Source organism: Pseudarthrobacter sp. MOO13 (assembly GCF_058267655.1).
Genome location: NZ_CM177848.1, coordinates 230,344 through 255,279, shown reverse-complemented (window position 1 = coordinate 255,279; position 24,936 = coordinate 230,344). Strand labels below are relative to the sequence as shown.

Annotated in this window: 22 protein-coding genes; 19 read left to right on the top strand and 3 right to left on the bottom strand. The window is 66.2% G+C overall.

Annotated features, from left to right (window positions below; genetic code table 11):
- Position 1: 1 nt before the first annotated feature.
- The 5 genes from AC4EEO_RS01095 (at position 2) to AC4EEO_RS01075 (ending at position 4,451) form a co-directional block, all read left to right on the top strand.
- Complete coding sequence (locus AC4EEO_RS01095; RefSeq protein ID WP_491339675.1) at positions 2-1,195, top strand: glycerate kinase; 1,194 nt, start codon at positions 2-4, stop codon at positions 1,193-1,195.
- Positions 1,188-2,531, top strand: a complete 1,344-nt coding sequence (gene allB, locus AC4EEO_RS01090; RefSeq protein ID WP_109045606.1) for an allantoinase AllB — start codon at positions 1,188-1,190, stop codon at positions 2,529-2,531. Before AC4EEO_RS01095 ends, allB begins: the two co-directional genes overlap by 8 nt.
- A gap of 9 nt (positions 2,532-2,540) precedes the next feature.
- Positions 2,541-3,191 carry a winged helix-turn-helix domain-containing protein gene (locus AC4EEO_RS01085; protein WP_018760860.1) on the top strand — a complete coding sequence of 217 codons (651 nt, stop codon included), beginning with the start codon at positions 2,541-2,543 and terminating at the stop codon, positions 3,189-3,191.
- 79 nt (positions 3,192-3,270) lie between these two features.
- Positions 3,271-3,750 (top strand): thioredoxin-dependent thiol peroxidase, encoded by a 480-nt coding sequence (bcp, locus tag AC4EEO_RS01080; protein ID WP_018760859.1) that lies wholly within the window; start codon positions 3,271-3,273, stop codon positions 3,748-3,750.
- A 128-nt stretch (positions 3,751-3,878) separates the two neighbouring features.
- The gene (locus AC4EEO_RS01075) at positions 3,879-4,451 is read left to right on the top strand and encodes a GNAT family N-acetyltransferase (RefSeq protein WP_018760858.1); all 573 of its coding nucleotides are present in this window, start codon (positions 3,879-3,881) and stop codon (positions 4,449-4,451) included.
- A 202-nt stretch (positions 4,452-4,653) separates the two neighbouring features.
- Here AC4EEO_RS01075 and AC4EEO_RS01070 read toward each other — a convergent pair whose 3' ends face one another.
- Positions 4,654-4,935, bottom strand: a complete 282-nt coding sequence (locus tag AC4EEO_RS01070; RefSeq protein ID WP_240617774.1) for a hypothetical protein — start codon at positions 4,933-4,935, stop codon at positions 4,654-4,656.
- Positions 4,936-5,193: 258 nt separating this feature from the next.
- On the opposite strand from AC4EEO_RS01070, the gene AC4EEO_RS01065 reads away from it, so the two are divergent.
- The 4 genes from AC4EEO_RS01065 to AC4EEO_RS01050 are packed head-to-tail and all read left to right on the top strand — an operon-like array spanning position 5,194 to position 9,014.
- Positions 5,194-6,309, top strand: a complete 1,116-nt coding sequence (locus AC4EEO_RS01065; protein WP_491339674.1) for a PP2C family protein-serine/threonine phosphatase — start codon at positions 5,194-5,196, stop codon at positions 6,307-6,309.
- Positions 6,306-8,264: a glycosyltransferase family 2 protein gene (locus tag AC4EEO_RS01060; RefSeq protein WP_491339673.1), complete on the top strand. Its 1,959-nt coding sequence runs from the start codon at positions 6,306-6,308 to the stop codon at positions 8,262-8,264. Before AC4EEO_RS01065 ends, AC4EEO_RS01060 begins: the two co-directional genes overlap by 4 nt.
- Positions 8,264-8,596: an STAS domain-containing protein gene (locus tag AC4EEO_RS01055; RefSeq protein ID WP_018760853.1), complete on the top strand. Its 333-nt coding sequence runs from the start codon at positions 8,264-8,266 to the stop codon at positions 8,594-8,596. Before AC4EEO_RS01060 ends, AC4EEO_RS01055 begins: the two co-directional genes overlap by 1 nt.
- Positions 8,589-9,014 carry an ATP-binding protein gene (locus AC4EEO_RS01050; RefSeq protein ID WP_018760852.1) on the top strand — a complete coding sequence of 142 codons (426 nt, stop codon included), beginning with the start codon at positions 8,589-8,591 and terminating at the stop codon, positions 9,012-9,014. Before AC4EEO_RS01055 ends, AC4EEO_RS01050 begins: the two co-directional genes overlap by 8 nt.
- A 12-nt stretch (positions 9,015-9,026) precedes the next feature.
- On the opposite strand, the gene AC4EEO_RS01045 is transcribed toward AC4EEO_RS01050, so the two are convergent.
- Positions 9,027-10,253: a sensor histidine kinase gene (locus AC4EEO_RS01045; RefSeq protein ID WP_491339672.1), complete on the bottom strand. Its 1,227-nt coding sequence runs from the start codon at positions 10,251-10,253 to the stop codon at positions 9,027-9,029.
- A gap of 255 nt (positions 10,254-10,508) precedes the next feature.
- Here AC4EEO_RS01045 and uraD point away from each other — a divergent pair, with 255 nt between their 5' ends.
- The 4 genes from uraD (at position 10,509) to AC4EEO_RS01025 (ending at position 14,439) form a co-directional block, all read left to right on the top strand.
- Positions 10,509-11,006: a 2-oxo-4-hydroxy-4-carboxy-5-ureidoimidazoline decarboxylase gene (gene uraD / locus AC4EEO_RS01040; RefSeq protein WP_133831968.1), complete on the top strand. Its 498-nt coding sequence runs from the start codon at positions 10,509-10,511 to the stop codon at positions 11,004-11,006.
- Positions 11,003-11,341 (top strand): hydroxyisourate hydrolase, encoded by a 339-nt coding sequence (uraH, locus tag AC4EEO_RS01035; RefSeq protein ID WP_018760849.1) that lies wholly within the window; start codon positions 11,003-11,005, stop codon positions 11,339-11,341. The genes uraD and uraH overlap by 4 nt, the downstream gene beginning before the upstream one ends.
- 79 nt (positions 11,342-11,420) lie before the next feature.
- Positions 11,421-12,230 carry an IclR family transcriptional regulator gene (locus AC4EEO_RS01030; RefSeq protein ID WP_018760848.1) on the top strand — a complete coding sequence of 270 codons (810 nt, stop codon included), beginning with the start codon at positions 11,421-11,423 and terminating at the stop codon, positions 12,228-12,230.
- A 292-nt stretch (positions 12,231-12,522) separates the two neighbouring features.
- Complete coding sequence (locus AC4EEO_RS01025; protein ID WP_491339671.1) at positions 12,523-14,439, top strand: BCCT family transporter; 1,917 nt, start codon at positions 12,523-12,525, stop codon at positions 14,437-14,439.
- Positions 14,440-14,528: 89 nt separating this feature from the next.
- On the opposite strand, the gene AC4EEO_RS01020 is transcribed toward AC4EEO_RS01025, so the two are convergent.
- Positions 14,529-15,209: a GntR family transcriptional regulator gene (locus AC4EEO_RS01020; protein ID WP_491339670.1), complete on the bottom strand. Its 681-nt coding sequence runs from the start codon at positions 15,207-15,209 to the stop codon at positions 14,529-14,531.
- A gap of 125 nt (positions 15,210-15,334) precedes the next feature.
- Here AC4EEO_RS01020 and purU point away from each other — a divergent pair, with 125 nt between their 5' ends.
- The 6 genes from purU (at position 15,335) to AC4EEO_RS00990 (ending at position 24,876) form a co-directional block, all read left to right on the top strand.
- Entirely contained in the window at positions 15,335-16,240 is a 906-nt protein-coding gene (purU, locus tag AC4EEO_RS01015; RefSeq protein ID WP_491339669.1) for a formyltetrahydrofolate deformylase, read from the top strand.
- Between the two features lie 50 nt (positions 16,241-16,290).
- Positions 16,291-18,783, top strand: a complete 2,493-nt coding sequence (locus tag AC4EEO_RS01010; RefSeq protein WP_491339668.1) for a GcvT family protein — start codon at positions 16,291-16,293, stop codon at positions 18,781-18,783.
- A 4-nt stretch (positions 18,784-18,787) separates the two neighbouring features.
- Positions 18,788-19,414: a cyclodeaminase/cyclohydrolase family protein gene (locus tag AC4EEO_RS01005; RefSeq protein ID WP_491339667.1), complete on the top strand. Its 627-nt coding sequence runs from the start codon at positions 18,788-18,790 to the stop codon at positions 19,412-19,414.
- Positions 19,411-20,316: a bifunctional 5,10-methylenetetrahydrofolate dehydrogenase/5,10-methenyltetrahydrofolate cyclohydrolase gene (locus tag AC4EEO_RS01000; protein WP_491339666.1), complete on the top strand. Its 906-nt coding sequence runs from the start codon at positions 19,411-19,413 to the stop codon at positions 20,314-20,316. Before AC4EEO_RS01005 ends, AC4EEO_RS01000 begins: the two co-directional genes overlap by 4 nt.
- 407 nt (positions 20,317-20,723) lie before the next feature.
- Positions 20,724-22,130 carry an MFS transporter gene (locus AC4EEO_RS00995; protein ID WP_285320292.1) on the top strand — a complete coding sequence of 469 codons (1,407 nt, stop codon included), beginning with the start codon at positions 20,724-20,726 and terminating at the stop codon, positions 22,128-22,130.
- Between the two features lie 238 nt (positions 22,131-22,368).
- On the top strand, positions 22,369-24,876 hold the full coding sequence (locus tag AC4EEO_RS00990) for a GcvT family protein (protein ID WP_491339665.1): 2,508 nt from the start codon (positions 22,369-22,371) through the stop codon (positions 24,874-24,876).
- The last annotated feature ends 60 nt before the right edge of the window (positions 24,877-24,936 follow it).

Here is a 24,936-nt window from a genome sequence, read left to right as displayed (position 1 = left end):
CATGCGGATCGTGATTGCCCCGGACAAGTTCAAGGGATCCCTGTCCGCCCCGGAGGTGTGCAGGTTCCTCGAAAAGGGCCTGCAGCGAGGCACAGGCGGCAACCTTGACGTCGTCCGGATTCCGGTGGCCGACGGCGGCGAGGGCACCCTCGACGCCGCCGTCGGCTCCGGCTTCACCCGCCGGACGGCAACGGTCACCGGTCCCACCGGCCAGCCGGTGGAAGCGGACTTCGCCGTCCGCGGGCACGAAGCGGTCATTGAGATGGCCACCGCATCCGGGCTCGCCCTGGTACCGCGGACCAGCAAGGGCGCCCGGCCGGACGCGGCAGCAGCCACCACGGCGACGTCCCTGGGGACCGGCCAGCTGATCCGGGCAGCATTGGACGCCGGCTGCCGCCGCATCTTACTCGGCGTTGGGGGCAGCGCGAATACCGACGGCGGCGCGGGACTCCTGCAGGGACTCGGCGCCCGTCTCTTGGACAGCAGGAACAACGAACTCCCACCCGGCGGCGCAGCCCTCGCCAACCTGCACAGCATCGATTTCACCCACTTTGAACCGCGCTTGGTGGACACCCGCTTCGTGCTGGCTTCCGACGTCGACAACCCGCTGCTGGGCGCCCAGGGCGCCGCGGCGGTCTTCGGCCCGCAAAAAGGTGCCACCCCACAAGACGTCGGCATGCTCGACGCCGCCCTGGCCAGGTTTGTCGAAGTCCTGGCCAGGGAAATCGGATTCCGCGCCGTCAAGGCCGCCGAGGCTCCCGGAGCCGGGGCGGCCGGCGGCGTGGGCTACGCCGCCATCGCCGTCCTGGCCGCAACGCGGAGGCCGGGCATCGACGTCGTCCTCGAATTCACGGGACTGGCGGACCGCTTGGCCGGCGCCGACCTGGTCATTACCGGCGAGGGCAGCCTGGACGAACAAAGCCTGCTCGGCAAGACCCCCATGGGTGTTGCCCGGGCCGCGGCGGCGCAAGGCGTTCCGGTCGTCGCCGTCTGCGGCCGGACCACCCTGGACCACGGGCAGGCGTCGGCCGCAGGATTCGACGATGTTTACGCTTTGACGGCGCTCGAATCAGATGTAAACAGGTGCATAGCAGAGGCAGGGCCGCTGCTGGAGCAGCTGGGCACCCAAATCAGTGCGGGGCTGGCGGCCAACAGGCCTGCCACCGCAAGTACCAAGGAGGACCTCCGTGTCTGAAGAACGTTTTGACCTCGTCATCCGGGGCCGGCGCATCCTGACCACCGCCGGGATTGCCCCACGCGAGGTGGGCGTCCGCAACGGCAGGATCGTGGCCCTCGAACCGCTCGGCAACGGCCTTGCCGGCGCCGAAGTCATCGAACTGGCTGATGACGAAACGCTGCTCCCGGGCCTGGTGGACACGCACGTCCACGTCAACGAGCCCGGCCGCACCGAATGGGAGGGCTTCGCGTCCGCCACCCGGGCCGCGGCAGCCGGCGGGGTGACCACCATCATCGACATGCCGCTGAACTCCGTCCCGCCCACCACCACGGTGGAAAACCTCAAGCTCAAGCGCGAGGTGGCCGAGGACCAGGCGTTCATCGACGTCGGATTCTGGGGTGGCGCCATCCCCGGCAACAAGGCCGACCTGCGCCCCCTGCATGATGAGGGCGTCTTCGGCTTCAAGTGCTTCCTCCTGCACTCCGGCGTGGACGAGTTCCCGCACCTGGACGCGGACGAGATGGAAGAGGACATGGCCGAGCTGAAGTCCTTCGACTCGCTCATGATCGTCCATGCCGAGGACTCGCACGCCATCGACCGTGCCCCGCACCCCGGCGGCGACCACTACTCCACCTTCCTGGCCTCGCGCCCCCGCGGCGCCGAGAACAAGGCCATCGCGGAGGTCATCGAACGGGCCCGCTGGACCGGAGCCCGGGCGCACATCCTGCACCTGTCGTCGTCGGATGCCCTGCCCATGATCGCCAGCGCCAAGCGCGACGGCGTCAAGCTCACCGTGGAGACGTGCCCGCACTACCTGACCCTGATGGCGGAGGAAATCCCGGACGGCGCCACCGCCTATAAGTGCTGCCCGCCCATCCGCGAGGCCTCCAACCGCGAGCTGCTCTGGGAGGGGCTGCAGGACGGCACCATCGACTGCATCGTCTCTGACCACTCCCCCTCCACCCTGGACCTGAAGGACCTGGAGAACGGCGACTTCGCCGTCGCCTGGGGCGGCGTCTCCTCGCTGCAGCTGGGCCTGTCCCTGATCTGGACCGAGGCGCGGCAGCGCGGCATCCCGCTGGAGCAGGTAGTGTCCTGGATGGCTGAAAAGCCCGCCAACCTGGCCCGCCTCGGCAACAAGGGCCAGCTGGCCCTTGGCTACGACGCCGACTTCGCCGTCTTCGCCCCGGACGAGGCTTTCGTGGTGGACGTCTCCAAGCTCAAGCACAAGAACCCCATCACTCCCTATGACGGCAAGGCCCTGTCCGGCGTGGTCCGCAAGACCTTCCTCCGCGGCGCCGTGGTGGACGGCCAGACCCCCACGGGCAAGCTGATCCGCCGCGGCGGCGTATAAGGACCGGCCATGGCAGTGGAAGCCCATCATCCGCGGCCGGCGGCCGCGCACCAGGTTCCAGCCAGGCGGGCCACCGCTTACGGGCTGGCCCTGTGGGTGGTTCCAGCTGAGGGCGCGAGCCCGGAACTCCTGCGCCACGCCGCCCGCATGGTCCTCGCCAAAGCCCTGCAAACTGCTCCGGAGGCGGAAGTCCATTGGCCTGCCGCCGGAGCCCCCACGTCCGCCGCGGAGGGAGCCGCAAACCACTCCTCCCGCACTCCCTCCGCGGCGGAGGACCCGTGCCCGGCACAGCCGGGGGACGACGACGGCACCCTGCTCCCGCCGTCGGCCGGGCCCGTCAGCCGGGTGGCCGTTGACCTCGCGGCCGATGCCGTCCTGCTGGACGGGACGCCGGTGGCCCTCACCGGCGTCGAATACAAGGTGCTGCACTACCTGGTGACCCACCTGTCCCGCACGGTAGGCCGGGAGGAACTGCAACAGTTCCTGGAGTCCCTGGCCTTTCCCGGCGCCACTGCACGGTCCATCGACGTGTACGTGGGGAGGATCCGCAGGAAACTGGGCAATGCCCGCCATGCCGTGGCCACCGTTCGCGGCGGCGGCTACCAGTTTGTTGCCGGTCCGCACGCAACCGTTCGGGGTCCAGCGGAATACTGCATATGACGCAGGAGTTGTATCACCAAGCGGCAAACCGCTTCACTGGATGTTTGGCCATCACTGACCAGTCTTACAAAGGAACGCCATGAGCCCCACCCTGACCACCAAGCTTCAGCCCGGCACGCCGGCTCCTGAGTTCACCCTCCGGGACGCCCAAGGCCGGGAGACCTCGTTGGCCGATTACCGTGGCAAGAACGTCATCGTGTACTTCTACCCCAAAGCCGCCACTCCCGGCTGCACCACCGAGGCCTGCGACTTCCGCGACAGCCTGTCCTCCCTGCAGGGCAAGGGCTACGAGGTTGTCGGCGTCTCCCCCGACGCCCAGGAGGCCCTGGCCGGCTTCACCGGTGATTTCTCCCTGACCTTCCCCCTGCTCTCAGACCCCGACCACACTGTCGCCCTGGCCTACGGAGCCTGGGGCGAGAAGCTGGTCAACGGCGAAATCCACGAAGGAATCGTCCGCTCCACCGTAGTGGTGGACCCCGAAGGCAAGGTCACCCTGGCCCAATACCAGGTGCAGGCCGACGGGCACGTCGCCCGCCTGAAAGAAGCCCTCGGCATCTAGACCTGCCTCCGCTTCCCGCAGCTGTTCCCGAACGCCCCTGCACGTGGTGCAAGGGCGTTCGGCGTTCCCGGGACGGCACTTCCCCGGGTGCGTTGCCTGCGGCCGGCAGCCGGTGGAAGGATGGCGGGATGGCCATCGAGGTACGCCCGGCAACGGTTTTCGAGGACGTCAGGACCATGGTGGGGCCCAAGCGCCCTGACGCGACGGTCTGCTGGTGCCTGAGCTACCGGATCCCGTCCCAGCAGAACGTCGCGCTGCGCGCTGAGGAACGTGGCGCGCTGGTCAAGGAATTGGTGGCCCAGGACCCGCCGCCGGGGGTCCTGGCGTACGACGGCGGCGAGGTGGTTGGATGGGCCGCGGTCCACCCCCGTGCGGACACCAGCTTCGCCCGGAACCGGAAAATTCCGCACGTGGACGGACTGGACGCCTGGTCCGTGTGGTGCCTGCGAGTCCGTCCCGGACACCGCGGCAAGGGCATCTCGCACGTCCTCCTGGCCGGGGCGGTGGAAATGGCCCGCTCCTACGGGGCGCCCGCCATTGAGGGGTATCCGGTGGACAACGGCGGCAGCAAAGTGGACCTCACCATGGCCTACGTGGGCACCCGCAAACTCTTCGAAGACGCCGGGTTCGCCAAGGCCGCGGAAACGGACTCGGTGCTCAATGGCTTCCCTCGTGTCCTGATGAGGCTGGCGCTGCCCTGAACCTTTCCCGGCCCGGGACCCGGAAGTGGCAAGTGCTACTTGCGGCGCCAGTACTTCCCCCAGTCAACCTCCATGGCCCACAACGCCAACAACAGCGCGTCCATGGTCATGAGTCCCGCCAAAAGGTACGCCCAGCCTGCCAACACGCCCACTGCAATCTCCTGACTATCCCCAGCCAATCGATTGCTGCTAAGTCTGGCACCTACAGCGCCGCTAAGGAATGCCCGCTTCCCGCAGTCTTTAAAAGATTCGCGAACCTGCTGTGGGCCTCGGTCTCCACCTTGAGCCGCCGGGTCAGCTTCTCCACGTGCCGGGACATCTCCTCCCCCACGGGGAGGCGGTCGCCGGGCCAGCTCGAAACTTCCCGCGATTCGGCGAGCGCCTGCTCCAGGTCCTTGGCCGCGGCCCGCACTTTCCGTGCGTGGAAGTACAGCCGGATCAGGGCCCTGGCCTTGTCCGCCCCTCTGTTCCTGACGTCTTCCATGGGCTTCCCCGCCTTCCGCAAGCTGTACAGTCTCCGCGCGGTCGTCGTCGTATCCTGATGCCCGGAAGCTGCTGCGTTCCTTCGAGTGTGCGCGGGCTTCCTCAACGTCTCGGCAAGCAGGTGCCAAGATTTCCGCAAGATCTGCCGGGTGCCCCGCGGCTGGGGTGGAAGGACCGGAAACCGCCCTGTCAGCCAAGTCACCGGAAACTGTGAAGCATAAGACATGCCCTGTGCGGCTTAATACGGTTAAGTAGAGCTATGGTCTCTCCCTCCGAATCCCGCCGTGCGGTGGTCATCGAAGATGACCCGGACATTCGCGGCCTGCTGGTCCGTGTCCTGGCGAAGCAGGGCTTCGATGTCACCCACGCCGGAGCCGGCCTGCCGGGGGTGGAAGAAGTCCGCCTCCGCAAGCCCGATCTGGTGACCCTGGACCTGAACCTCCCCGACCTCGACGGTCTGGAAGTGTGCAAACTCCTGCGCGAATTCTCCGACGCATTCATCGTGATGCTCACGGCACGGGCCGACGAACTGGACAAGCTGACAGGCCTGGACAACGGCGCCGATGAATACATCAGCAAGCCGTTCAGTCCGCGGGAGCTGCAGTCCCGCATCAACGCACTGTTCCGGCGCCGGCCCTCCGCTGCCGCCGAATTCGCGGCCCGGGGCGAGCTGGAACGCGCCACCGAGGTACAGCAGAGCCTGCTGCCCAAGGAGGACATCCGGATGGACGGCTATGACGTGGCCGGCATCTTCCGCCCCTCGCGCAACGTGGGCGGCGACTTTTACGACTGGTACCAGACGCCCGAAGGTCTCCACCTGACGTTCGCGGACGCCATGGGCAAGGGGATGGGCGCCGCCCTGATCGCGGCCACCGTCCGGGCCGTCATGCGCTCCACCGGCCAGCGGCAGGACCTCGACGCCGGTTTCGCCTCCGCCAGCAAGGCGATCGCCACGGACCTGGATTCCTCCAACTCATTCGTGACCCTGTTCCATGCCCGGCTCGACGCATCCTCCGGAAAGGTCAGCTACGTCGACGCCGGACACGGCCTGGCGCTGCACGTTCAGCCCGTTGGGCCTGCGGCACGCCTTCCTTCCGGCGGACCACCGGTGGGCGCATGGCCCGGGACACAGTGGCCGCATGCGGAACTGGAGCTGGCCCCCGGGGACACCCTGGTGGTGGTCAGTGACGGCGTCCTGGACGTCTTCGCATCGGTGGAGGACTTCACCGACGCCGTCCGGGCGGCCACGCAGTCCGCCGGCTCCGCGCATGAGGCCAGCAACGCCATCCTGGCCCTGGCGCCGGCCGACACCGCGGAGGATGACGTCACTGTGGTCGTGGTCCGCCGGCTGCCCGCAGAGGACGCGGCCGCATGACCCGTTTCTGGACCCGCCTGGTGGTGGTCCTCACCGTCCTGACAGGCCTGAACTACATCGCCTGGCGCTGGATGTCCTCCCTGAACTGGGACGCGTGGTGGATCGCGTTGCCGCTGGTGGCCGCAGAAACCTACAGCCTCATCGACGTCATGCTCTTCGGGATGACCGTGTGGAACCTGAAGATCCGCAAGGGCGCCCCCGAACCGCCCCATGACGCCACCGTGGACGTCTTCATCACCACGTACAACGAGGACCTGGACATGGTCCTGACCACGGCGCTGGCGGCCCAGAAGATCCGCCACCCGCACAGCACCTGGATCCTGGACGACGGCGCCCGGCCCGAGCTCAAGGCCCTGTGCGAACAGCACGGCCTGGGCTACGTCACCCGCAGCGAGGACTGGACCGAGGACCTCCCCCGCCATGCCAAGGCAGGAAACCTCAACAACGCGCTGATGGTCACCGACGGCGAATTCCTGCTGATCCTGGATGCGGACCAGATCCCCGAACCGGACATCCTGGAAAAGACCCTGGGCTACTTCAACAACCGGCGCGTGGCCCTGGTCCAGACTCCCCAGTACTTCAGCAACGTCCCGGCCAGCGACCCCCTGGGCAGCCAGGCGCCCCTGTTCTACGGCCCCATCCAGCAAGGCAAGGACGGCTGGAACGCCGCGTTCTTCTGCGGCTCCAACGCGATCCTCCGCCGCGAAGCCCTGATGCAGCTGGGCTTGGTGGGCTACGTCAAGGAAACCGAAAAGAGCATCCGCCGCGCCCTGGCCGCATCGCGCGCAGCCATCCGGCAGGCCCGCAAGTCCACTGATATCGACTCGCCGTTGGTGGCCGAGGTGCTGGACGAGGTGGAGGCCGCCACCCGGGAAGCCCAGCAGGAAGTGGACGCCGGCCAGCCCTTGGCCGAAGTCACCTACCGGGTACGCCGCCGGGTGGACGCCGCGGTGCAGACCCTGGTCCAGGCCGACGTCGCAGCGCTGCAGGCAGACCTCGAAGAGATCGCCGCCATGGAGCTGGCGCACGTGGGTGAATCCGGCGTGCCCGTGGTGGCGGACGACGCTGTCCAGCGCATGTCCGCCCGCGACTGGTCGCCGCTGGGCGCGCTGGAATCTGTCCAGGCCGTGCTGGACGCCCTGACCGTGGAGCGGACCGGCGAGGCCCAGCCGGTCATGCCGCTGGCCACCATTTCCGTGACCGAGGACATGGCCACCGCCATGCGCATGCACGCGATGGGCTGGGAGAGCGTCTACCATCACGAAATCCTGGCCTATGGCCTGGCGCCGGAGGACCTGAAAACCATGCTCACCCAGCGGCTGCGCTGGGCGCAGGGAACCATCCAGGTGCTGCTCCGTGAAAACCCGCTGGTGCAGAAGGGCCTGAAGCTGGGCCAGCGCCTGATGTACTTCGCCACCATGTGGACGTACCTGAGCGGGTTCGCGGCCGTCATCTACTTCGCCGCCCCCATCATCTACCTGCTGCTGGGCATCCTGCCGGTGAGCAGCCTGAGCTGGGACTTCTTCATCCGGTTCATCCCGTTCATGGTGGTCAACCAGCTGCTGTTCGCGGTGGCCGGCCGTGGCATCCCCACCTGGCGCGGCCAGCAGTACAGCCTTGCCTTGTTCCCCACGTGGATCAAGGCATGCACGACGGCGGCGCGCAACGTATGGTTCGGCCGTCCCCTCGGGTTTGCGGTCACCCCCAAGGCGCGCCAAAGCGGCGGACCCAGCTGGAGCCTGATCCGGCCCCAGATCGTGGTGTCCGTCCTGCTGGCCGTCGCCGCCGTCGTCGGCATCATCCGCCTGGCCACCGGGCTGGCGGAACCGCTGGGCACCCTGGTCAATGTCATCTGGGTGGTCTTTGACCTGGTGGTCATGAGCATCCTGGTCCGCGCCGTGCTCTACAAGGGGTACGAACCGGCCGCAGAACCTGCAACAAGAGAGGAATCCTGATGGAGTTCAGTTATGAGGTCAAGGACTCATACGCGGAGGTCAAAGCGGACGGACGGCTGAACATGGTCTCCGCCCCGAAGCTGCGCGAGTTCGTCACCGACGTGATCGCCGGTGGGTCGAACCGGATCGTGGTCAACCTGGAAAACACCGCGTTCATGGACTCCTCGGGCCTTGGCGCGCTGATCGGGTGCCTGAAGGCGGCACGGCAGGCAGGCGGCGACCTCCGGATCGCCGCGGTGCAGCCGCAGGTGAACATGGTCCTGAAGCTGACCAGCATGGACAAGGTCCTCACGGCGTACACCACGGCCGAAGAGGCGTTCGGCAATGACTGAGGTCCTGGCCTCGCGCAGCTTCCGGGGGGCGGCCGCCGAGGATGCCATCGAAGCGGTCCACAACGACCTCGACAGCCTGTGGCTGGATGTTCCATTCGTCAACGACATGGACCAGATGACGTTCACCACCGCGGTCATCGAATCTGCGTCCAACATCGTCCAGCACGCCCAGCCCGCCGGTGAACGGGACGTGGAGCTGGGCGTGGAAACCACCGTGCAGCCCGCGCTGCTGCAGGCCCGCGTCAGTGCCTATTACGCCAAGCCGCCGTTCGGTCCGATGGAGGCTTCCACCCCGGACGAGGACGCCGAATCAGGGCGGGGCCTGGCGCTGATCGAAGCGTTGGTTACCACCGTGACGTTTGAACGCCAGGACGGCACCAACACGTGGGTGCTGTCCCGGACGTCCTCCCAGGACTAGGTTCGGGGCCGGCTACGGCCGGGCGGGGAACAGCACCGATACCGTCGCGCCACCGCCTGGTGTGTTACCAATGGCGAGTTCGCCGCCGTGCGCCTGGGCGATGCGCCGGGACGTCGCCAGCCCCAGCCCGGTCCCGGGCCCGTCGCCGGGGCGGTTCAGGCGGACCAACGGCTGGACCGCCCGTTCCCGGTCCGCGGGCAGGATCCCCTTGCCGTTGTCGGCCACGGTAAGGGTGGCGCCTTGGGGTCCTTCGCTGGCGCCGACGGTTATTCGCAGTGCACGGTCGGCGCGGCCATAGTTCAAGGAATTCGCCAACAGGTTCTGCACCAGCGTCCGCAACTGGGCCCGGTCCGCGAAGATTTCCGCGTCCTCGCACGAGATGCCGCTGCCGTAGCCCAGATCCACCCCCAGGTCCTGCGCGGCCTCGGCGGTGACGGCCAGCAGGGATACCCGTTCCGGACGGATTTCGCCGTCCACCCTGGCATAGGACAGCACCTCTTCCAGCATGCCCAGCATGCGCCGGCCGCCGGTGCCAATCAGGTCCAGGTATTCCGCGGATGGGTCTGACGGCGTGATTCCGGGATCATCCTGTGCCAGCTCCACATATCCCAGGATGGTGGTCAGTGGAGTGCGAAGGTCATGGCTGACCCGGCCGGCGAATTCGGAGAGCAAATCGTTGCTGCGCCGCAGTTCGGCCAGGGCGTCGTTGAGCTGGAGGGTGCGGTGCTGCAGTTCCAGGAGTTCGACCACCTGGTGGGCCAACACCTCCAGCAGTTCGATTTGCTCCGGAGCAGGGAGTCTCGCCTCATCGGAGAACACGCACAGTGACCCAAGGACCAGTCCCGAGGATGTCTCCAACGGCACGGATGCGTAGAAGCGGACGTCGGCGATGCGGCCGGTGACGAACGGGTTGGCGGCGAACCGGGGATCCCGGGAAGCGTCCCGGACCACCGTGGTGCTGTGGTCGAGGAAGACCACGGCGCACATGGAATCCTCGCGGGCGCAGACCCCGGGGTCGATGCCATACGCAGCAATCTGGACCTGTTCACTGGACGTGATGATGTTGACCACGCTGTAGGGCACCCCGCACAGGGAGGCGGCGAGGCGGACCAGGTTCTCGAGCGCCTCCTGCGCCCCGTCATCAATCAGGCCCGCTGTGTCCCCCGCTGCCAATGGCAGCAGTCCGTAGGCCCGCAGGCCCGCGTCGCGTCCTGCATCCTGATCGGTCAGCACTTGCATAGCCGCCCCGTCCATAATTCCCTTGTGCCCCCAGTATCATCAGCGTGGGCCCGTGGCCCTTCCGCGATCCTACCGGCTGGCCCAAATGGCTGATGGACGCTCTTGACACGGGCGCCGGCCTGTCCTTAGATATTACGTATGCTGAAATAACAGTTCCATGATGCGGAAGCCGCTCGGACGATCGGCGCCGGGGCAACCGGCATCCGCATAGCCGTCACCATGGATGCCAGCATGACCACCAAGGAATACGCCAGCATGAAGCTTGCCGAATTCAACACCGCGGAGCCCGCCACGGCCCAGGCCACCCTCCGGCCCTGCATCGACGTCACCCGCTGGGTGGAGGCAGTGGCTGCAGCCCGGCCGTTCGCCAGCCGGGACGGGCTCCTGGCGTTCGCCGCGGACGCAGCCAAGCCGTTCACTCCCGCCGAAGTCGAAGCCGCCATGGCCCACCACCCGCGGATCGGGGAACGCCCGACGACGGCCGGCACCGAGGCGTCCATGTCCCGTTCCGAGCAGGCCGGGGTTGACCCGGCAGATACTGAGGCCGCAGAGGCCCTCGCCAGGGGGAACCGGGAGTACGAGGAAAAATTCGGCCGGGTCTTCCTGATCCGGGCCGCCGGACGCACCGCACCGGAAATCCTGCAGGCACTGAACCGGCGGCTCGCCAACTCCCCCGAAGAAGAAGACACCATCGTGGCCCAGCAGCTGCGCGAGATTGCCGTGCTGCGGCTTGAAGGACTGATCAGCGAATGAGCGTTTCCCACGTCACCACCCACATCCTTGACACCGGCGCCGGACGCCCGGCGGCGGGGGTCGCCGTGGTCCTTTCAAAGAACGACGCCGGCACCTGGCGCGAGCTGGCCGCTTCCAGCACCGACGCCGACGGCCGGGCAAAGGACCTGGGCCCCGAGCAACTGGAACCCGGGCAGTACAAACTGAACTTCGCCACGGGAGAGTACTACGCCGGGCTGCAGACAGCCACCTTCTTCCCCGAGGTTGACCTGGTCTTCGAAGTGACCGGCCCTGAGCACTACCACGTCCCCCTGCTCCTGAGCCCGTTTGCCTACTCAACGTACCGCGGGAGCTAGCGCGGACGTCAGGGTCGGCGCGTCAAGCAGGTAAACCGAATGTCACGGCGGTCACAGTTCCGGCATAGGATCTGGAGGTATGGCTTCGAATAGAGACCCGGAATCCGATACCGACGCCGAGGGCGGCCAGTCCGGCGGGGTGCAATCCGTGGAGCGCGCCCTGACCGTGCTGGAGATCCTGGCCCGGGACGGCCATGCGGGCGTGAGCGAGATCGCCGAGGAAATGGGGATCCATAAGTCCACCGTCTCGAGGCTGATGGGTTCGCTCGTGACCCGCCAGATGGTCCACCAGAACAGCGAACGGGGCAAGTACCAGCTTGGCTTCGGGATCCTCCGGCTGGCCAGCTCCATTCCCGGGCGGCTGAGCCTGGTCCACGAGGCAAGGCCGGTCCTGGAAAGCCTTGCGGACGAGTTCAAGGAGACCGTCAACCTGGCGGTGCTGCGTTCGAATTACGCCGTTAACGTTGACCAGGCCATGGGACCCTCAACGCTGGCCACCCACGACTGGGTGGGGAGCCTGACGCCGCTGCACGCCACGTCCAGTGGCAAGGTCCTCCTGGCCGCGCTGGAGGCCGACGACCGGGACCGCATCCTGAAGGAGACCGGCCTGGCCGCCCGGACCGCCCGGACCATCACCAGCCGCAAGGAACTGGACGCTCAGTTGCTCAAAGCAGCGGCCGACGGGTATGCCGTGGTGCGCGAGGAGTTCGAGATCGGCCTGAATGCCGTTGCGGTTCCCGTGCGCAACCACCAGGGAACCGTGATTGGCGCCATCAGTATTTCGGGGCCGGCATTCCGCTTCGACCCGGAGGGGATTCCAGGCCTGCTGGATACATTGAAGGAAGCAGGCCATAAGGTCAGCGCCAACATGGGCTACCACGGCCACTAGGAAAATGAGTGACCCCCGGCTGGACCGGGGGTCATTTTTTTATGCAACGAGTCCCTCGCTTCGCCTGGTGAGCAGCGACTCCGCACCCCGTAACACCCTTGACTTTCAAAGTGACGTACAGCACTCTTGTTGCTTAGCGCGAACTCTGTTGATCTTTGCGGAACACCTCCCCATAGGGCCCAATGCCCTGCCACCGCTGGCCAACGGCCAGGCGGCGATTCATCCCCGGATTGCGCTGCCCGATGCCCAGCACTGAACGCAAGCCCATGGACTAGCCAAAGGACCCGCTTTCGTGGCCATTAACAGTGATCTCACCTCCGCCAAGCCAAAAGTGCCGCCTTCCGATGGAATTCCCGCCGAGCCTCCGGGCGCCGGCCACGAGGAATCGACGGCCCTTCCCGCCGTCAACGAACACCAGCAGATACTGGAGGAACTGCGGCAGAGTAACAGGGAGCAGGCCGTCTCCCAGCGCCGCGACCGGAAGCTGACGCTGGACAAGGCCACGTTCGGCATCACCGGCGCCATCGCCCTCGCCTTCGTGGTGTGGGGATTTGCCGACAAGGACAGCCTGGCCACCACGTCCAAAGACGCCCTGGCCTGGGTCATGGAATACACCGGCTGGCTCTTTATGGTCCTCGCGTCCCTGTTCGTCGTGTTTGTCCTGTGGCTGGCCCTGGGCAAGTTCGGCAACATTCCGTTGGGCAAGGACGGCGAAAAACCCGAGTTCCGCACGGTGTCATGGATCGCCATGATGTTCGCCGCCGGAATGGGCATCGGCCTGATGTTCTACGGGGTGGCCGAGCCGCTGTACCACTTCGTCTCGCCGCCGCCCGGAACCGTTGACGGGCGTACCCCCGCAGCCATCCAGACGGCCATGGCCACGTCCATCTTCCACTGGACCCTGCACCCTTGGGCCATGTATGCAGTGGTGGGCATTGCCATGGCCTACGGCACCTACCGGCTGGGACGCAGGCAACTGATCTCCGCCGCCTTCACCTCGCTGTTCGGCATCAGGACCGTTGAGGGGCCGGTGGGAAAGGTCATCAACATCCTTGCCATCTTCGCTACGCTCTTTGGCACGGCCGCGTCACTGGGTCTCGGCGCCCTGCAAATTGGCAGCGGCTTCACGTCGAACGGCTGGACAGGCGAGGTCGGAACACCTGTACTCGTGGCCATCGTGGCGATCCTGACAGCATGCTTTATCGCTTCCGCCGTATCCGGCATCAGCCGCGGAATCCAGTGGCTGTCCAACGTCAACATGGTCCTTGCCGTGGTCCTCGCCGTCATCGTGTTCGTGGCGGGCCCCACTCTCTTCATCCTTAACCTCATCCCCTCGGCGATTGGCGACTACCTGCGCGACCTGGCCGAGATGTCCTCCCGCACCGAGGCCGTCGGCGACGAGGCGCTGCGGACCTGGATGTCCGGCTGGACGATCTTCTACTGGGCCTGGTGGATTTCGTGGACGCCCTTCGTGGGCATGTTCATCGCACGGATCAGCCGCGGCCGGACCATCCGGCAATTCGTCACCGGCGTTCTGCTGGTGCCCAGCCTCGTCAGTGTCATCTGGTTCGGCATCTTCGGAGGGACGGCCTTCCACATCCAGCAGGAAGCCGACAAAGCCGGTACGCCGGGCCTGATGACCGTCACCGACGGCAAAGCAACCATCGATTTTGATGGGGCCTTGTTCAACCTGGTGAAGATTCTCCCCCTGCCGGGGTGGATGATTGCGGCCGTGATTGTCCTGGCCATGGTCCTGGTTGCAATCTTCTTCGTTACCGGCGCCGACTCCGCCTCCCTGATCATGGCGTCGCTGAGCTCCAACGGCAGCTCCGAACCCAAACGTGCCCTGGTCATCTTCTGGGGTGCCCTCACCGGCGCCGTGGCCGCCGTCATGCTTTTGGCCGGCGGCGACCAACCCTCCGAAGCATTGTCGGGCCTGCAGCGGATCACCATCGTCGCGGCCCTGCCCTTTGTCATCGTGATGCTGCTGCTCTGCTTCGCCCTCACCAAGGACCTGCGCAGAGACCCCCTTTCCCTGCGCCGCCGGCTGGCGGACTCTGTGGTGGAGCGGGCTATCCGGACCGGAGTGGAGCAACACCGGGGCGCGCAGTTCGACTTTGTGACAAAGCACGAGTGCCCGGACGGATGCGCCGACGGCCAGCCGTGCCAAGGCAAGGGGCCGGATCTGGAGAAGGCAGCCGCACCGTAGGGAAACAACCGAATTTGGCCCCGGCGCAGCATGCGCCGGGGCCAATCCTTCACTGGCCCTGCCGGTGGGGCTCTGCGGCCACCAAAAAGCTAGGCGTTGAAGAGTGCCTCGCGCACCGCATGTTCGAATCCGCTCACGTGCACCTTGGCTAGCTCGGAAGCCCGCTCCTCGTCGCCGTCGATAACGGCCCGGAGCAGATCGAGGTGTTCGCGCACGTGGTGCGACAGGTCCGGAAGGCGGTCGATCACCATGCACCAGATCCGCGTTGCCAGGTTGTCGTACCGGATCAGGATGTCCTCCAGGTGCGGGTTGGCGGCGGCGGCATAGATGCCTTGGTGCACCCGGGCATCCAGCTGCAGCGTCTCGGTTACGGTTGCCGCGGCAACGTCGAACGCCTCGACCTTCTCGAGTGTGGCCCGCAACCTGTCCCGGATCGCAGGGGAGGCCACCCGTGCGGCCCGGGCGGCCGCAAGGGGCTCAAGCTGGGCACGGATCTCCGAGATGAAGGAAAGGTCCGTCACGTCCACCCGGGTGGCGAAAGTGCCCCGCCGCGGGTAGGTCTTCACCAGCCGGTCCAGCTCCAGCCGCTTCAGGGCTTCGCGCACCGGAGTCCGCCCCATGCCCAGGTTTTTGGCAAGGAGTTCGTCGTTGAGCAGCTCGCCGGGTTTGATTTCCAGCATAAGCAACCAGTCGCGGATGCTCTCATAGGCGACATCTGCCAGCGACTTCCTGGCGTCGTCGTCCCCCACCGCCAAAGCTCCAATTGCCATGCTGAGCCCCTTCTTCGCAACTTGGGAAAAACTATTGACCTCGCCTATGGCCCAGTATACGCTGGCATCCAATCTAATATATCAGTCCGCAGCTTTTGAATATATCTAGTAGAAGGAGGAGGGACATGACCCTCATCGCAACAGCTTCAGCAACCGCTACCCTGCCAGCGCTCAAGGAAGAGCCGGCACGGAAGTTCGTTCTGACCTTGTCCTGCCGCGAGCAGGCCGGAATCGTGCAGGCCGTGACCACATTCCTCTTTGAGCGTGGCTTCAACATCGACGAACACCAGCAGTTCGATGACAGCCTGCGTGAGACACTCCACCTGCGCACCGCGTTCTCCGGCTCCCACGGCTACACGTCGGCGATGCTCGAGGAAGAGTTCGCCGGCATCGCCAGCCGCTTCGACATGAAATCCAGCTTCCACGACCAGACCCCCAAGCGGGTCCTGGTCATGGTGTCCAAGTTCGGCCACTGCCTGAACGACCTCATCTTCCGCTGGCGCGGCGGCAGCCTCGGCGCAGAGCTGGTAGCGGTCGTTTCCAACCACGAAACCCACCGCGCCATGGCGGAAGCCGCCGGACTGCCCTTCATCCATGTCCCTGTCACCCCGGACACGAAGGCCGATGCCGAGCGCCGGCTCCTGGACCTGGTGGATGAGTACAACGCCGACCTCGTGGTCCTGGCCCGCTACATGCAGGTGCTCTCGGACGACCTCTGCCGGGCACTGGAGGGACGGGCCATCAACATCCACCACTCGTTCCTCCCCGGTTTCAAGGGCGCACGTCCCTACCACCAGGCCTACGACCGCGGCGTCAAACTGGTGGGTGCCACCGCCCACTACGTCACGGCGGACCTGGATGAGGGTCCAATCATCGAGCAGGAAGTCATCCGCGTGGACCACACCTATGGTCCGGCGCAACTGTCCACCGTGGGCCAGGACGCCGAAGCGCTGGCCCTCTCCCGCGCCGTCCGCTGGCACTGCCAGCACCGTGTGCTGCTGGACCAGACCAGCACCGTGGTGTTCCGGTGAGCACCGGCCCTTACCCAGGCACAATCCGTAAAGCAGCAGGAGAGACTACCTTGGAATCGTCGCCACGCATTGTCATTATCGGAGCCGGCATCGTCGGCACCAACCTCGCGGATGAACTCGTCACGCGGGGCTGGAACAACATCACAGTCCTGGACCAAGGGCCCCTCACCATGCCCGGCGGCTCCACCTCGCACGCTCCGGGACTGGTCTTCCAGACCAATCCCTCCAAGTCCATGGCCCTGTTCGCCAAGTACACCGTGGAAAAGCTGCTGTCCCTGACCGAGGACGGGACCAGCTGCTTCAACCAGGTGGGCGGCCTGGAAGTTGCCACCACCGAAACCCGCCTCTCGGACCTGAAGCGCAAGCTCGGTTACGCCGCCGCCTGGGGCATCGACGGCCGGATCCTCTCCCCGGCGGAGTGCAAGGAACTGTACCCCCTCATTAACGAGGAGGAGATCCTGGGCGGGCTGCACGTCCCCAGCGACGGCCTGGCCAGCGCGGCGCGGGCCGTGCAGCTGCTGATCAAGCGCACCGAGGCTGCCGGCGTGAAGTACCAAGGCAACACCACCGTCACCGGCATCGAACAGTCCGGCCGCCGCGTCACTGGCGTCCAGACCTCCGACGGGGTGGTCCCGGCAGACATCGTGGTCTCCTGCGCCGGCTTCTGGGGTGCAAAGATCGGCGAAATGATCGGCATGACCGTCCCGCTGCTCCCGCTGGCCCACCAGTACGTCAAGACCACCCCGGTCCCGGATCAGCAGGGCAAGAACGAGCTGCCCAACGGCGCATCGCTGCCCATCCTGCGCCACCAGGACCAGGACCTCTACTACCGCGAGCACGGGGACCGGTACGGCATCGGTTCCTACGCCCACAAGCCCATGCCCGTGGACCTGGACGAACTCGGCACCTTCAAGCCGGACGAAATCAGCGAGCACAACATGCCGTCCCGGCTGGACTTCACGGTGGAGGACTTCCTCCCCGCCTGGGAGGCCACCAAACAGCTGCTCCCCGCCCTGCGCCAAAGCGAAATCGAAGACGGCTTTAACGGCATCTTCTCCTTTACCCCTGACGGCGGCTCCCTCGTTGGCGAGTCCAGGGAACTCGACGGCTTCTTCGTTGCCGAAGCCGTCTGGGTGACCCACTCCGCCGGCATCGCGCGCGCTGTGGCCGAACTCCTGGTGGACGGCAAATCCTCCATCGACCTGGGCGATTGCGACATCCACCGCTTCGAGGACGTTCAGTTGACGCCCGAATACGTCAGCGAAACGTCGCAGCAGAACTTCGTGGAGATCTACGACGTCCTGCACCCGCTGCAACCCAAGCTCTCCCCGCGCAACCTGCGCGTTTCCCCCTTCCACGCCCGGCACAAGGAACTGGGCGGCTACTTCCTCGAAGGCGCCGGCTGGGAACGGCCCTACTGGTTCGAGGCCAATGCCGAATTGCTCAAGGAAATGCCCGCCGACTGGCAGCCCCCGGCACGCGATGCCTGGTCCGGGATGTTCAGCTCCCCCATCGCCGCGGCCGAGGCTTGGAAGACGCGCACCGCCGTCGCCATGTACGACATGACTCCGCTGAAGCGCCTCGAAATCTCCGGCCCCGGCGCCCTGAAGCTGCTGCAGGAACTCACCACCGCCGAGCTGAACAAGAAACCCGGCGCGGTCACCTACACGCTGCTGCTCGACCATGCCGGCGGCATCCGCAGCGACATCACCGTGGCCCGCCTGTCCGAGGACACCTTCCAGCTGGGCGCCAACGGCAACGTCGACACCGCCTACTTCGAACGCGCCGCCCGGCACCAGACCGAAAGCGGCGGCGCCGGGGACTGGGTCCAGGTCCGCGATACCACCGGCGGCACCTGCTGCATCGGCCTGTGGGGCCCGCTGGCCCGGGACCTGGTCAGCACCGTCAGCAGCGACGACTTCACCAACGACGGCCTGAAGTATTTCCGCGCCAAGAAAGTGGTCATCGGCGGCGTGCCGGTCACTGCCATGCGCCTGTCCTACGTCGGTGAACTGGGCTGGGAGCTGTACACCAGCGCCGACAACGGCCAGCGGCTCTGGGATGCACTGTGGAAGGCGGGCCGGCCGTTCGGCGTCATCGCAGCCGGGCGGGCAGCGTTCAGCTCGCTCCGCCTGGAAAAGGGCTACCGTTCCTGGGGCACGGACATGACCACCGAGCACGACCCCTTCGAGGCCGGCCTGGGATTCGCGGTGAAGATGGCCAAGGACTACTTCGTCGGGAAGGCTGCCCTGGAACGCCGCACCGAAGAGAACTCAGCGCGGCGCCTGCGCTGCCTGACGGTCGACGACGGCCGCAGCCTGGTGCTTGGCAAGGAACCGGTGTTCTACAAGGACCAGGCAGTTGGCTACGTGACCAGCGCCGCCTACGGCTACTCGGTCAGGAAACCGATCGCCTACTCCTACCTGCCCGCCGACGTTTCGATCGGCGATTCCGTGGAGATCGAATACTTCGGGCGCCGGATCGTCGCCACGGTCACGCAGGACCCCCTGTACGACCCCACCATGACCCGGCTCCGCGGGTAGGGCCATGATCAGCTCGGAGTCAATCGGCAGCTACCTCACTAGGCTGGCCGCCAAGCAGCCGACGCCTGGCGGCGGTGCTGCCGCGGCGCTGCACGCGGCCCAGGGTGCAGCGTTGGTGGCCATGGTGGCGCGCTACACCACCGGCGCCAAGTATGAGCCGCACGCACCCCTGGTGCAGCGCATTACGGCGGCAGCCGACGGCCTTATCGACGAAGCGCTGCACCTGGCCGAGGCGGACGAAGTGGCCTTCCAGGCAGTCATCGATTCCTACAAACTGCCGTCCGGCACGGCTGAGCTCAAGGCCGCCCGCGCAGCCGTGATCCAGTCAGCACTCATCCAGGCGGCTGAAACACCCGCCCGGCTGGTCACGTTGTCCGGCGAGATCGTGGACCTGGCCACGGAGCTGTACGACGTCGCCAACGCCAACGTCATCAGCGACGTCGCAGCGGCCGCAGATGCCGCCAGGGCAGCCGCCACTACTGCACGCGTGAACATCGACATCAACGTTGTGGCAGTCAAGGACCCGGAGGCACGCGCCCGGCTTGCGCGGCAGACGGACGGCATTGAGGAAAAGGTGGTCTTGGCGGCAGATGCCCTCTCGGCCCGCGTGCGCGAAAGGATCCATACTTGAGCACCACAGTACTTTCCGGGAAGCCGTTGGCCGGTTTGTTCCACCAGGAGGTCCAGGCACAGGTCAGGTCGCTGGAAGTTGAGGGCGTCCGCCCGGTCGTGGCAGTGGTCATGGCAACCGGCGACGAATCAACGCACTGGTACGTCCGTTCCATCGAGCGGGCAGCAGAGCGCGCCGGAGTCGGCTGCCGGATCATCGACCTTGGCCACGACGCAACGGAGCCGGTCCTGGCCGGCGTCCTGCGGGACCTCAGCGCCGAACCCTCCGTCAACGGCATCATCCTGCAAACACCCCTGCCTCCGGGAGTCCGGACCGACAACTTGGTGGGCCTCATCGCCCCGGAAAAGGACATTGACGGCGCCAATCCACTGAGCCTGGGACGCCTTGCCGTCGGCCAGCCGGCCTTTGCACCCGCTACCGCGCGCTCCGTCGTCGAAATCCTGGAGCATTACCGGATTCCGCTGGCGGGCAAGGGCGTTGTGGTGGTGGGCCGGTCCGCCGTGGTGGGCAAACCATTGTCCCTCCTGCTGCTGGCACGCGACGCCGCCGTGACGGTCTGCCATTCCAGGTCCGGGCCGCTGGCGCGCTATACGAAGGATGCCGATGTGGTGGTGGTCGCCGCCGGCCGCGCCGGACTGCTGGGAGGCAGCGACGTCTCCTCCCAAACAGTGGTGGTCGACGTCGGCACGAACGTCCTTCCCGACGGCTCGCTGGTGGGTGACGTAGACGAAGCCAGCGTCACCGGGACAGCAGCGGCGCTCACTCCGGTTCCCGGCGGCGTGGGCTCAGTGACCACGGTTTTGCTGCTCCTTCACACCGTAGAGGCAGCACGCAGGCAAGTGTCATCCCCGCCGATGGCGCCCGAGGCCCCGGAGCTCCAGGTCCTGGAAGCCGCAGGCTAGGAACGCCACAGCGTTGGCAACGGGCGTCCCGTTCTCCGTGAAAGGTGCTTCGATGGGCCTAAGACCTGGGGAGGTATTCCTCATCGAAGCACCGTTTTCGGAGAACGGGACCCCGCAACAGCCGTGCCCCGGAGCCCGCAACAGGAACGCTTACGGGCTACGTCTTTCTCAGGACACACTCTTGACATTGGGTGTGAGCTAGCGCACGATTTTGTTGCATACAGCGAACGTTGTTGATCATCACGGAACGTAACTCACCTGGATATGCTCCTCCCGCCCTTCCGAGGCCACCCGCGATGGCATGGAAGCAGCCGGACAGAATTTATGAAGGCCGATCCGAGGGGGAGCCCGGCCCGCAACTCGGCCGCATCCACGCGGCAGCGCCAGATCACTAAAGGAAACTGTTTATGACTATCAAAGGTGCCAGCACCATCGATCAAAGCAGTGCCGAAGGGACCAGCTCGAAGTTCAAACGCCGCTTCATGGTGCGGCTCGTCGCTGTCTTCATCGGCGGGATGTTCCTCGACGGCTACATCCTCGGAATCATCGGACCCGTCACCGGCCCCATGCGGTCAGACCTCCAGCTCGACGCACTGTCCCTGGGCATGATCGCCGCAGGCCCGCTGGCCGGTATCTTCGTCGGCTCCCCGCTGGCCGGCTGGGCTACTGACAAGTTCGGACGCAAGCCCATGTTCCTCGTGGACATGGGCCTGTTCCTGGTTGCCTCAGCGGCCCAGTTCTTCGTAACCTCCGGAGACGGTGCCGTGATCCAGCTGGCCATCATCCGGTTCATGATGGGTGTCGCGATCGGCGGCGAGTACTCGATTGGCGGCCCCTTGTTGTCGGAGTTCTCTCCTCCAAAGCTCCGCGGGCGGTTGCTCGGGCTGACCCTGATCGCCTGGTACGTCGGTTTCATGATGGCATTCATCATCGGCACGCTCCTGCACGAGGCCGGCACCCCCTGGCGCCTAGTCATCGGGACGAGCACCATCCTCGCGTTCGTCCTGTTCCTCGCCCGCATCGGCCTCCCCGAATCGCCAAGCTGGCTCATCACCAAGGGACGGCGTGACGAAGCACTGGCGATCGCCCACAAGTATGTCGAATCGCCGCAGATGCACGACAGCATCACCGAAGAGATCGACCTGCGGATGATCCAGGAGGCCCAGGCCGCAAAGGGCAGGACCAAAATCAAGAACGCCTCCTTCGGAATGCTGTTCTCGAAGGAACACTGGCGCGCCACCGTCTTCACTTCCGGTTTTTGGTTCTGCGCGGTCACTCCGTACTTCGCGATCGCGACCTTCGCCGACGACGTGCTCACGCAGTTCGGCTTCGGCGGCGGCTGGGCCGGTGGAGTGGGCTTGTCCGCCCTTGCGGCCGCGGGTGTCGTCACCAGCGTGCTTCTGATTGACAGGCTCGGCCGCCGGATCCTCACCGTGCCCGGGCAGTGGCTCTGCGCAGGCATCCTGCTGGTCATCGGGGTCTGGGCTGACGCGCCGGCGATCCTGGTGCTGGCCCTGTTCCTCGCCTTCTCCTTCTTCAATGCCGGCTACACCACCTTGACCCAGGTCTATCCGGCCGAGGTATTCCCCGGCGACCTGCGCGGCATAGGCATGGGCTTCGCCGCGGCCTTCAGCCGCATCGGAGCCGCACTCGGCACCTTCGCCCTGCCGTGGGCGATCAGCAACATCGGCATGGGCCCAAGCATGGTCGTGGCAGCCGCCGTCGCATTACTCGGCGCAATACTCTCGCAATGGCTCGCGCCTGAGACGAAGGGGCGCACCCTCGCCGAGATCTCATCCAACTTCTCGCACTGACACCGGGCAACCGGCCGCAACCCACAGGAGGCCTTCGCCGCACCAGCGGCGGAGGCCTTCGTCCTGCCCGCCCTTCCCGGAGCCAGCCTGGGCCCGCTGAAACAGTGACGGCAGCCGCAGCAACAATGCCGGAAACCCTTGACATTCCTTGTGAGCTACGCCACCGTGTTGCATATAGTGCTGCGCGTTGCTTATAGCGAAGCGCGGAGCCACGCACCAACCAGGAGAACCACGAACCATGAGCGCATCACCCCGCGTCGTCATCATCGGAGCCGGCATTGTCGGCACCAACCTCGCCGACGAGCTGGCAAGCCGCGGCTGGAATGACATCACCGTCGTCGAACAGGGCCCGCTGGAGCTGGCAGGCGGCTCCACGTCGCACGCTCCGGGCCTCGTATTCCAGAACAACCCGTCCAGGACCATGACGGAATTCGCGACCTACACCGTCAACAAGCTGCTCGCCCTGGGCAAGGATGGCCAGTCCTGCTTCAACCAGGTGGGCGGCCTTGAACTGGCAACGACTCCGGAGCGCCTGGCGGACCTCAAACGCAAGATGGGCGTGATGACCTCCTGGGGCGTCGAAAGCCGGATCGTGGATGCCGACGAGTGCGAAAAGATCTACCCCCTGCTGACCACAGGGAAGCTCAGCGGCGGCCGGGAAGTCCTGGGCGGCCTGCTCATCCCCACCGACGGCCTCGCCCTGGCGGCCCGCGCCGTCCAGCTGCTGATCGAGCGCACGCGCGAACACGGCGTCACCTACCGCGGGTCCACCACCGTCACCGGCATCGCCCGTGAGGGCGGCAAGGTCACCGGCGTCGAGACCTCCGCCGGACTCATTCCTGCCGATATCGTGGTGTCCTGCGCAGGGTTCTGGGGTCGTGAGCTCGGCAAGATGGTGGGCCTGGAGGTGCCGCTGCTGCCGCTGGCCCACCAGTACGCGGTCACCACGCCCCTCGCCGAACTTGAGGGCGTCAACGAGCTTCCCAACGGCGCCGGCAAGCCCATCCTTCGCTACCAGGACAAGGACCTGTACTACCGCGAATGGGGCGACCGCATCGGCATCGGCAGCTACGCCCACCGGCCGATGCCGGTGGACATGTCCGCGCTGCCGAAGGTCCCGGCCGGGGAGATGTCCGACCACCGCATGCCCTCCCGGCTGGACTTCACCCTGGAAGACTTCGTTCCCGCGTGGGAGGACAGCCAGGACCTGCTGCCGGCACTGCGCAGCACCGAAATCCAGGATGGCTTCAACGGCATCTTCTCCTTTACCCCCGACGGCGGCCCGCTCATGGGCGAAGCACCGGACCTCGAGGGCTTCTTCGTGGCCGAAGCCGTGTGGGTCACGCACTCCGCCGGCGTTGCGAAGGCCATGGCAGAGCTGATCATCGACGGCCAGCCGCAGACAGACCTGCACGGCTGCGAACTGACCCGTTTCGAGAAGGTGCAGACCTCGGACGCCTACGTCAGCGAAACCTCGCAACAGAACTTCGTGGAGATCTACGATGTCATGCACCCGCTGCAGCCGCGTAAATCCCCGCGCGACCTGCGGGTCAGCCCCTTCAACGTCCGCCAAAGGGAACTGGGCGCGTTCTTCCTGGAATCCGCCGGCTGGGAACGCCCGCACTGGTTCGAAGCCAACCGCGCGCTCCTCGAAGAACTCCCGGCCGAATGGCAGACCCCGGAGCGGGACTCCTGGTCCGCAATGTTCCACTCCCCCATCTCCGCAGCCGAAGCGTGGAAGACGCGCACCGCCGTCGGACTTTACGACATGACGCCGCTGAAGCGCCTCTCCGTCGCCGGCCCGGGCGCGCAGGCACTCCTGCACCGGCTCAGCACGGGCAACATCGCCAAGAAGCAGGGCGCCGTGACCTATTGCCTGCTGCTGGCGGACGACGGCGGCATCCGCAGTGACGTGACCGTGGCAAGGCTGGCCGAGGATGAGTTCCAGCTGGGCGTCAACAGCAACGTCGACTTCGACTACCTCCGGGTGGAAGCCCGCCGGCAGTCCGCCGCCGACCCCGGCCAGTGGGTCCACGTCACCGACATCACCGGCAGCACCTGCTGCATCGGTTTGTGGGGTCCGCTGGCCCGCGAAGTGATTGGCAAGGTCAGCACCGACGACCTCACCAATGACGGCCTGAAGTACTTCCGGACCAAGGAGATCTCCGTGGGCGGCATCCCCGTCACGGCCATGCGGCTCTCCTACGTCGGCGAACTCGGCTGGGAGCTCTACACCACCGCCGAGTACGGTTTGAAGCTCTGGGACCTGCTGTTCGAGGCGGGCCAGGAGCACGGCATCATCGCTGCCGGCCGCGGCGCCTTCAACAGCATGCGCCTTGAGAAGGGCTACCGGCTATGGGGCACGGACATGACGTCCGAGCACCACCCGTACCAAGCGGGCCTCGGTTTCTCCGTGGCCAAGGACAAGACCGGATTCGTGGGCGCCAAGGCCCTGGCGTCGCTCCGCGAGCAGCCGGCGGCGAAGATGCTGCGCTGCCTGACGGTCGACGACGGCACGTCAGTGGTGCTGGGCAAGGAACCTGTGTACGTGGCCGGGGAAGCCGCTGGTTACGTCACGAGCGCGGCGTATGGCTTCACCATCGGCAAGCCCCTTGCCTACGCCTGGCTGCCCTCGTCAGTGTCCGAGGGGGACGCCGTGGAGATCGAGTACTTCGGCCGGCGCGTAGCCGCCACCGTCTGCGCCGAGCCGCTCTTTGACCCGGGCATGGAGCGCCTCCGCGGCTGATCTGCCCATCCATCACAAGGTGGTTGGGCTTGCTTGAGACCGGCAGGCCCAACCGCCTCT

Bases quoted from the DNA above. Each gene is read 5' to 3' on its own strand.
- AC4EEO_RS01070 (WP_240617774.1), bottom strand. From the start codon at position 4,935: ATGGAAGACGTCAGGAACAGAGGGGCGGACAAGGCCAGGGCCCTGATC.
- AC4EEO_RS01065 (WP_491339674.1), top strand. From the start codon at position 5,194: ATGGTCTCTCCCTCCGAATCCCGCCGTGCGGTGGTCATCGAAGATGAC.
- uraD (WP_133831968.1), top strand. From the start codon at position 10,509: ATGAAGCTTGCCGAATTCAACACCGCGGAGCCCGCCACGGCCCAGGCC.
- AC4EEO_RS01030 (WP_018760848.1), top strand. From the start codon at position 11,421: ATGGCTTCGAATAGAGACCCGGAATCCGATACCGACGCCGAGGGCGGC.
- bcp (WP_018760859.1), top strand. From the start codon at position 3,271: ATGAGCCCCACCCTGACCACCAAGCTTCAGCCCGGCACGCCGGCTCCT.
- AC4EEO_RS01095 (WP_491339675.1), top strand. From the start codon at position 2: ATGCGGATCGTGATTGCCCCGGACAAGTTCAAGGGATCCCTGTCCGCC.
- purU (WP_491339669.1), top strand. From the start codon at position 15,335: ATGACCCTCATCGCAACAGCTTCAGCAACCGCTACCCTGCCAGCGCTC.
- AC4EEO_RS01045 (WP_491339672.1), bottom strand. From the start codon at position 10,253: ATGCAAGTGCTGACCGATCAGGATGCAGGACGCGACGCGGGCCTGCGG.
- AC4EEO_RS01020 (WP_491339670.1), bottom strand. From the start codon at position 15,209: ATGGCAATTGGAGCTTTGGCGGTGGGGGACGACGACGCCAGGAAGTCG.
- AC4EEO_RS01055 (WP_018760853.1), top strand. From the start codon at position 8,264: ATGGAGTTCAGTTATGAGGTCAAGGACTCATACGCGGAGGTCAAAGCG.
- uraH (WP_018760849.1), top strand. From the start codon at position 11,003: ATGAGCGTTTCCCACGTCACCACCCACATCCTTGACACCGGCGCCGGA.
- AC4EEO_RS00990 (WP_491339665.1), top strand. From the start codon at position 22,369: ATGAGCGCATCACCCCGCGTCGTCATCATCGGAGCCGGCATTGTCGGC.
- AC4EEO_RS01075 (WP_018760858.1), top strand. From the start codon at position 3,879: ATGGCCATCGAGGTACGCCCGGCAACGGTTTTCGAGGACGTCAGGACC.
- AC4EEO_RS01050 (WP_018760852.1), top strand. From the start codon at position 8,589: ATGACTGAGGTCCTGGCCTCGCGCAGCTTCCGGGGGGCGGCCGCCGAG.
- AC4EEO_RS01060 (WP_491339673.1), top strand. From the start codon at position 6,306: ATGACCCGTTTCTGGACCCGCCTGGTGGTGGTCCTCACCGTCCTGACA.
- AC4EEO_RS01085 (WP_018760860.1), top strand. From the start codon at position 2,541: ATGGCAGTGGAAGCCCATCATCCGCGGCCGGCGGCCGCGCACCAGGTT.
- AC4EEO_RS01005 (WP_491339667.1), top strand. From the start codon at position 18,788: ATGATCAGCTCGGAGTCAATCGGCAGCTACCTCACTAGGCTGGCCGCC.
- AC4EEO_RS00995 (WP_285320292.1), top strand. From the start codon at position 20,724: ATGACTATCAAAGGTGCCAGCACCATCGATCAAAGCAGTGCCGAAGGG.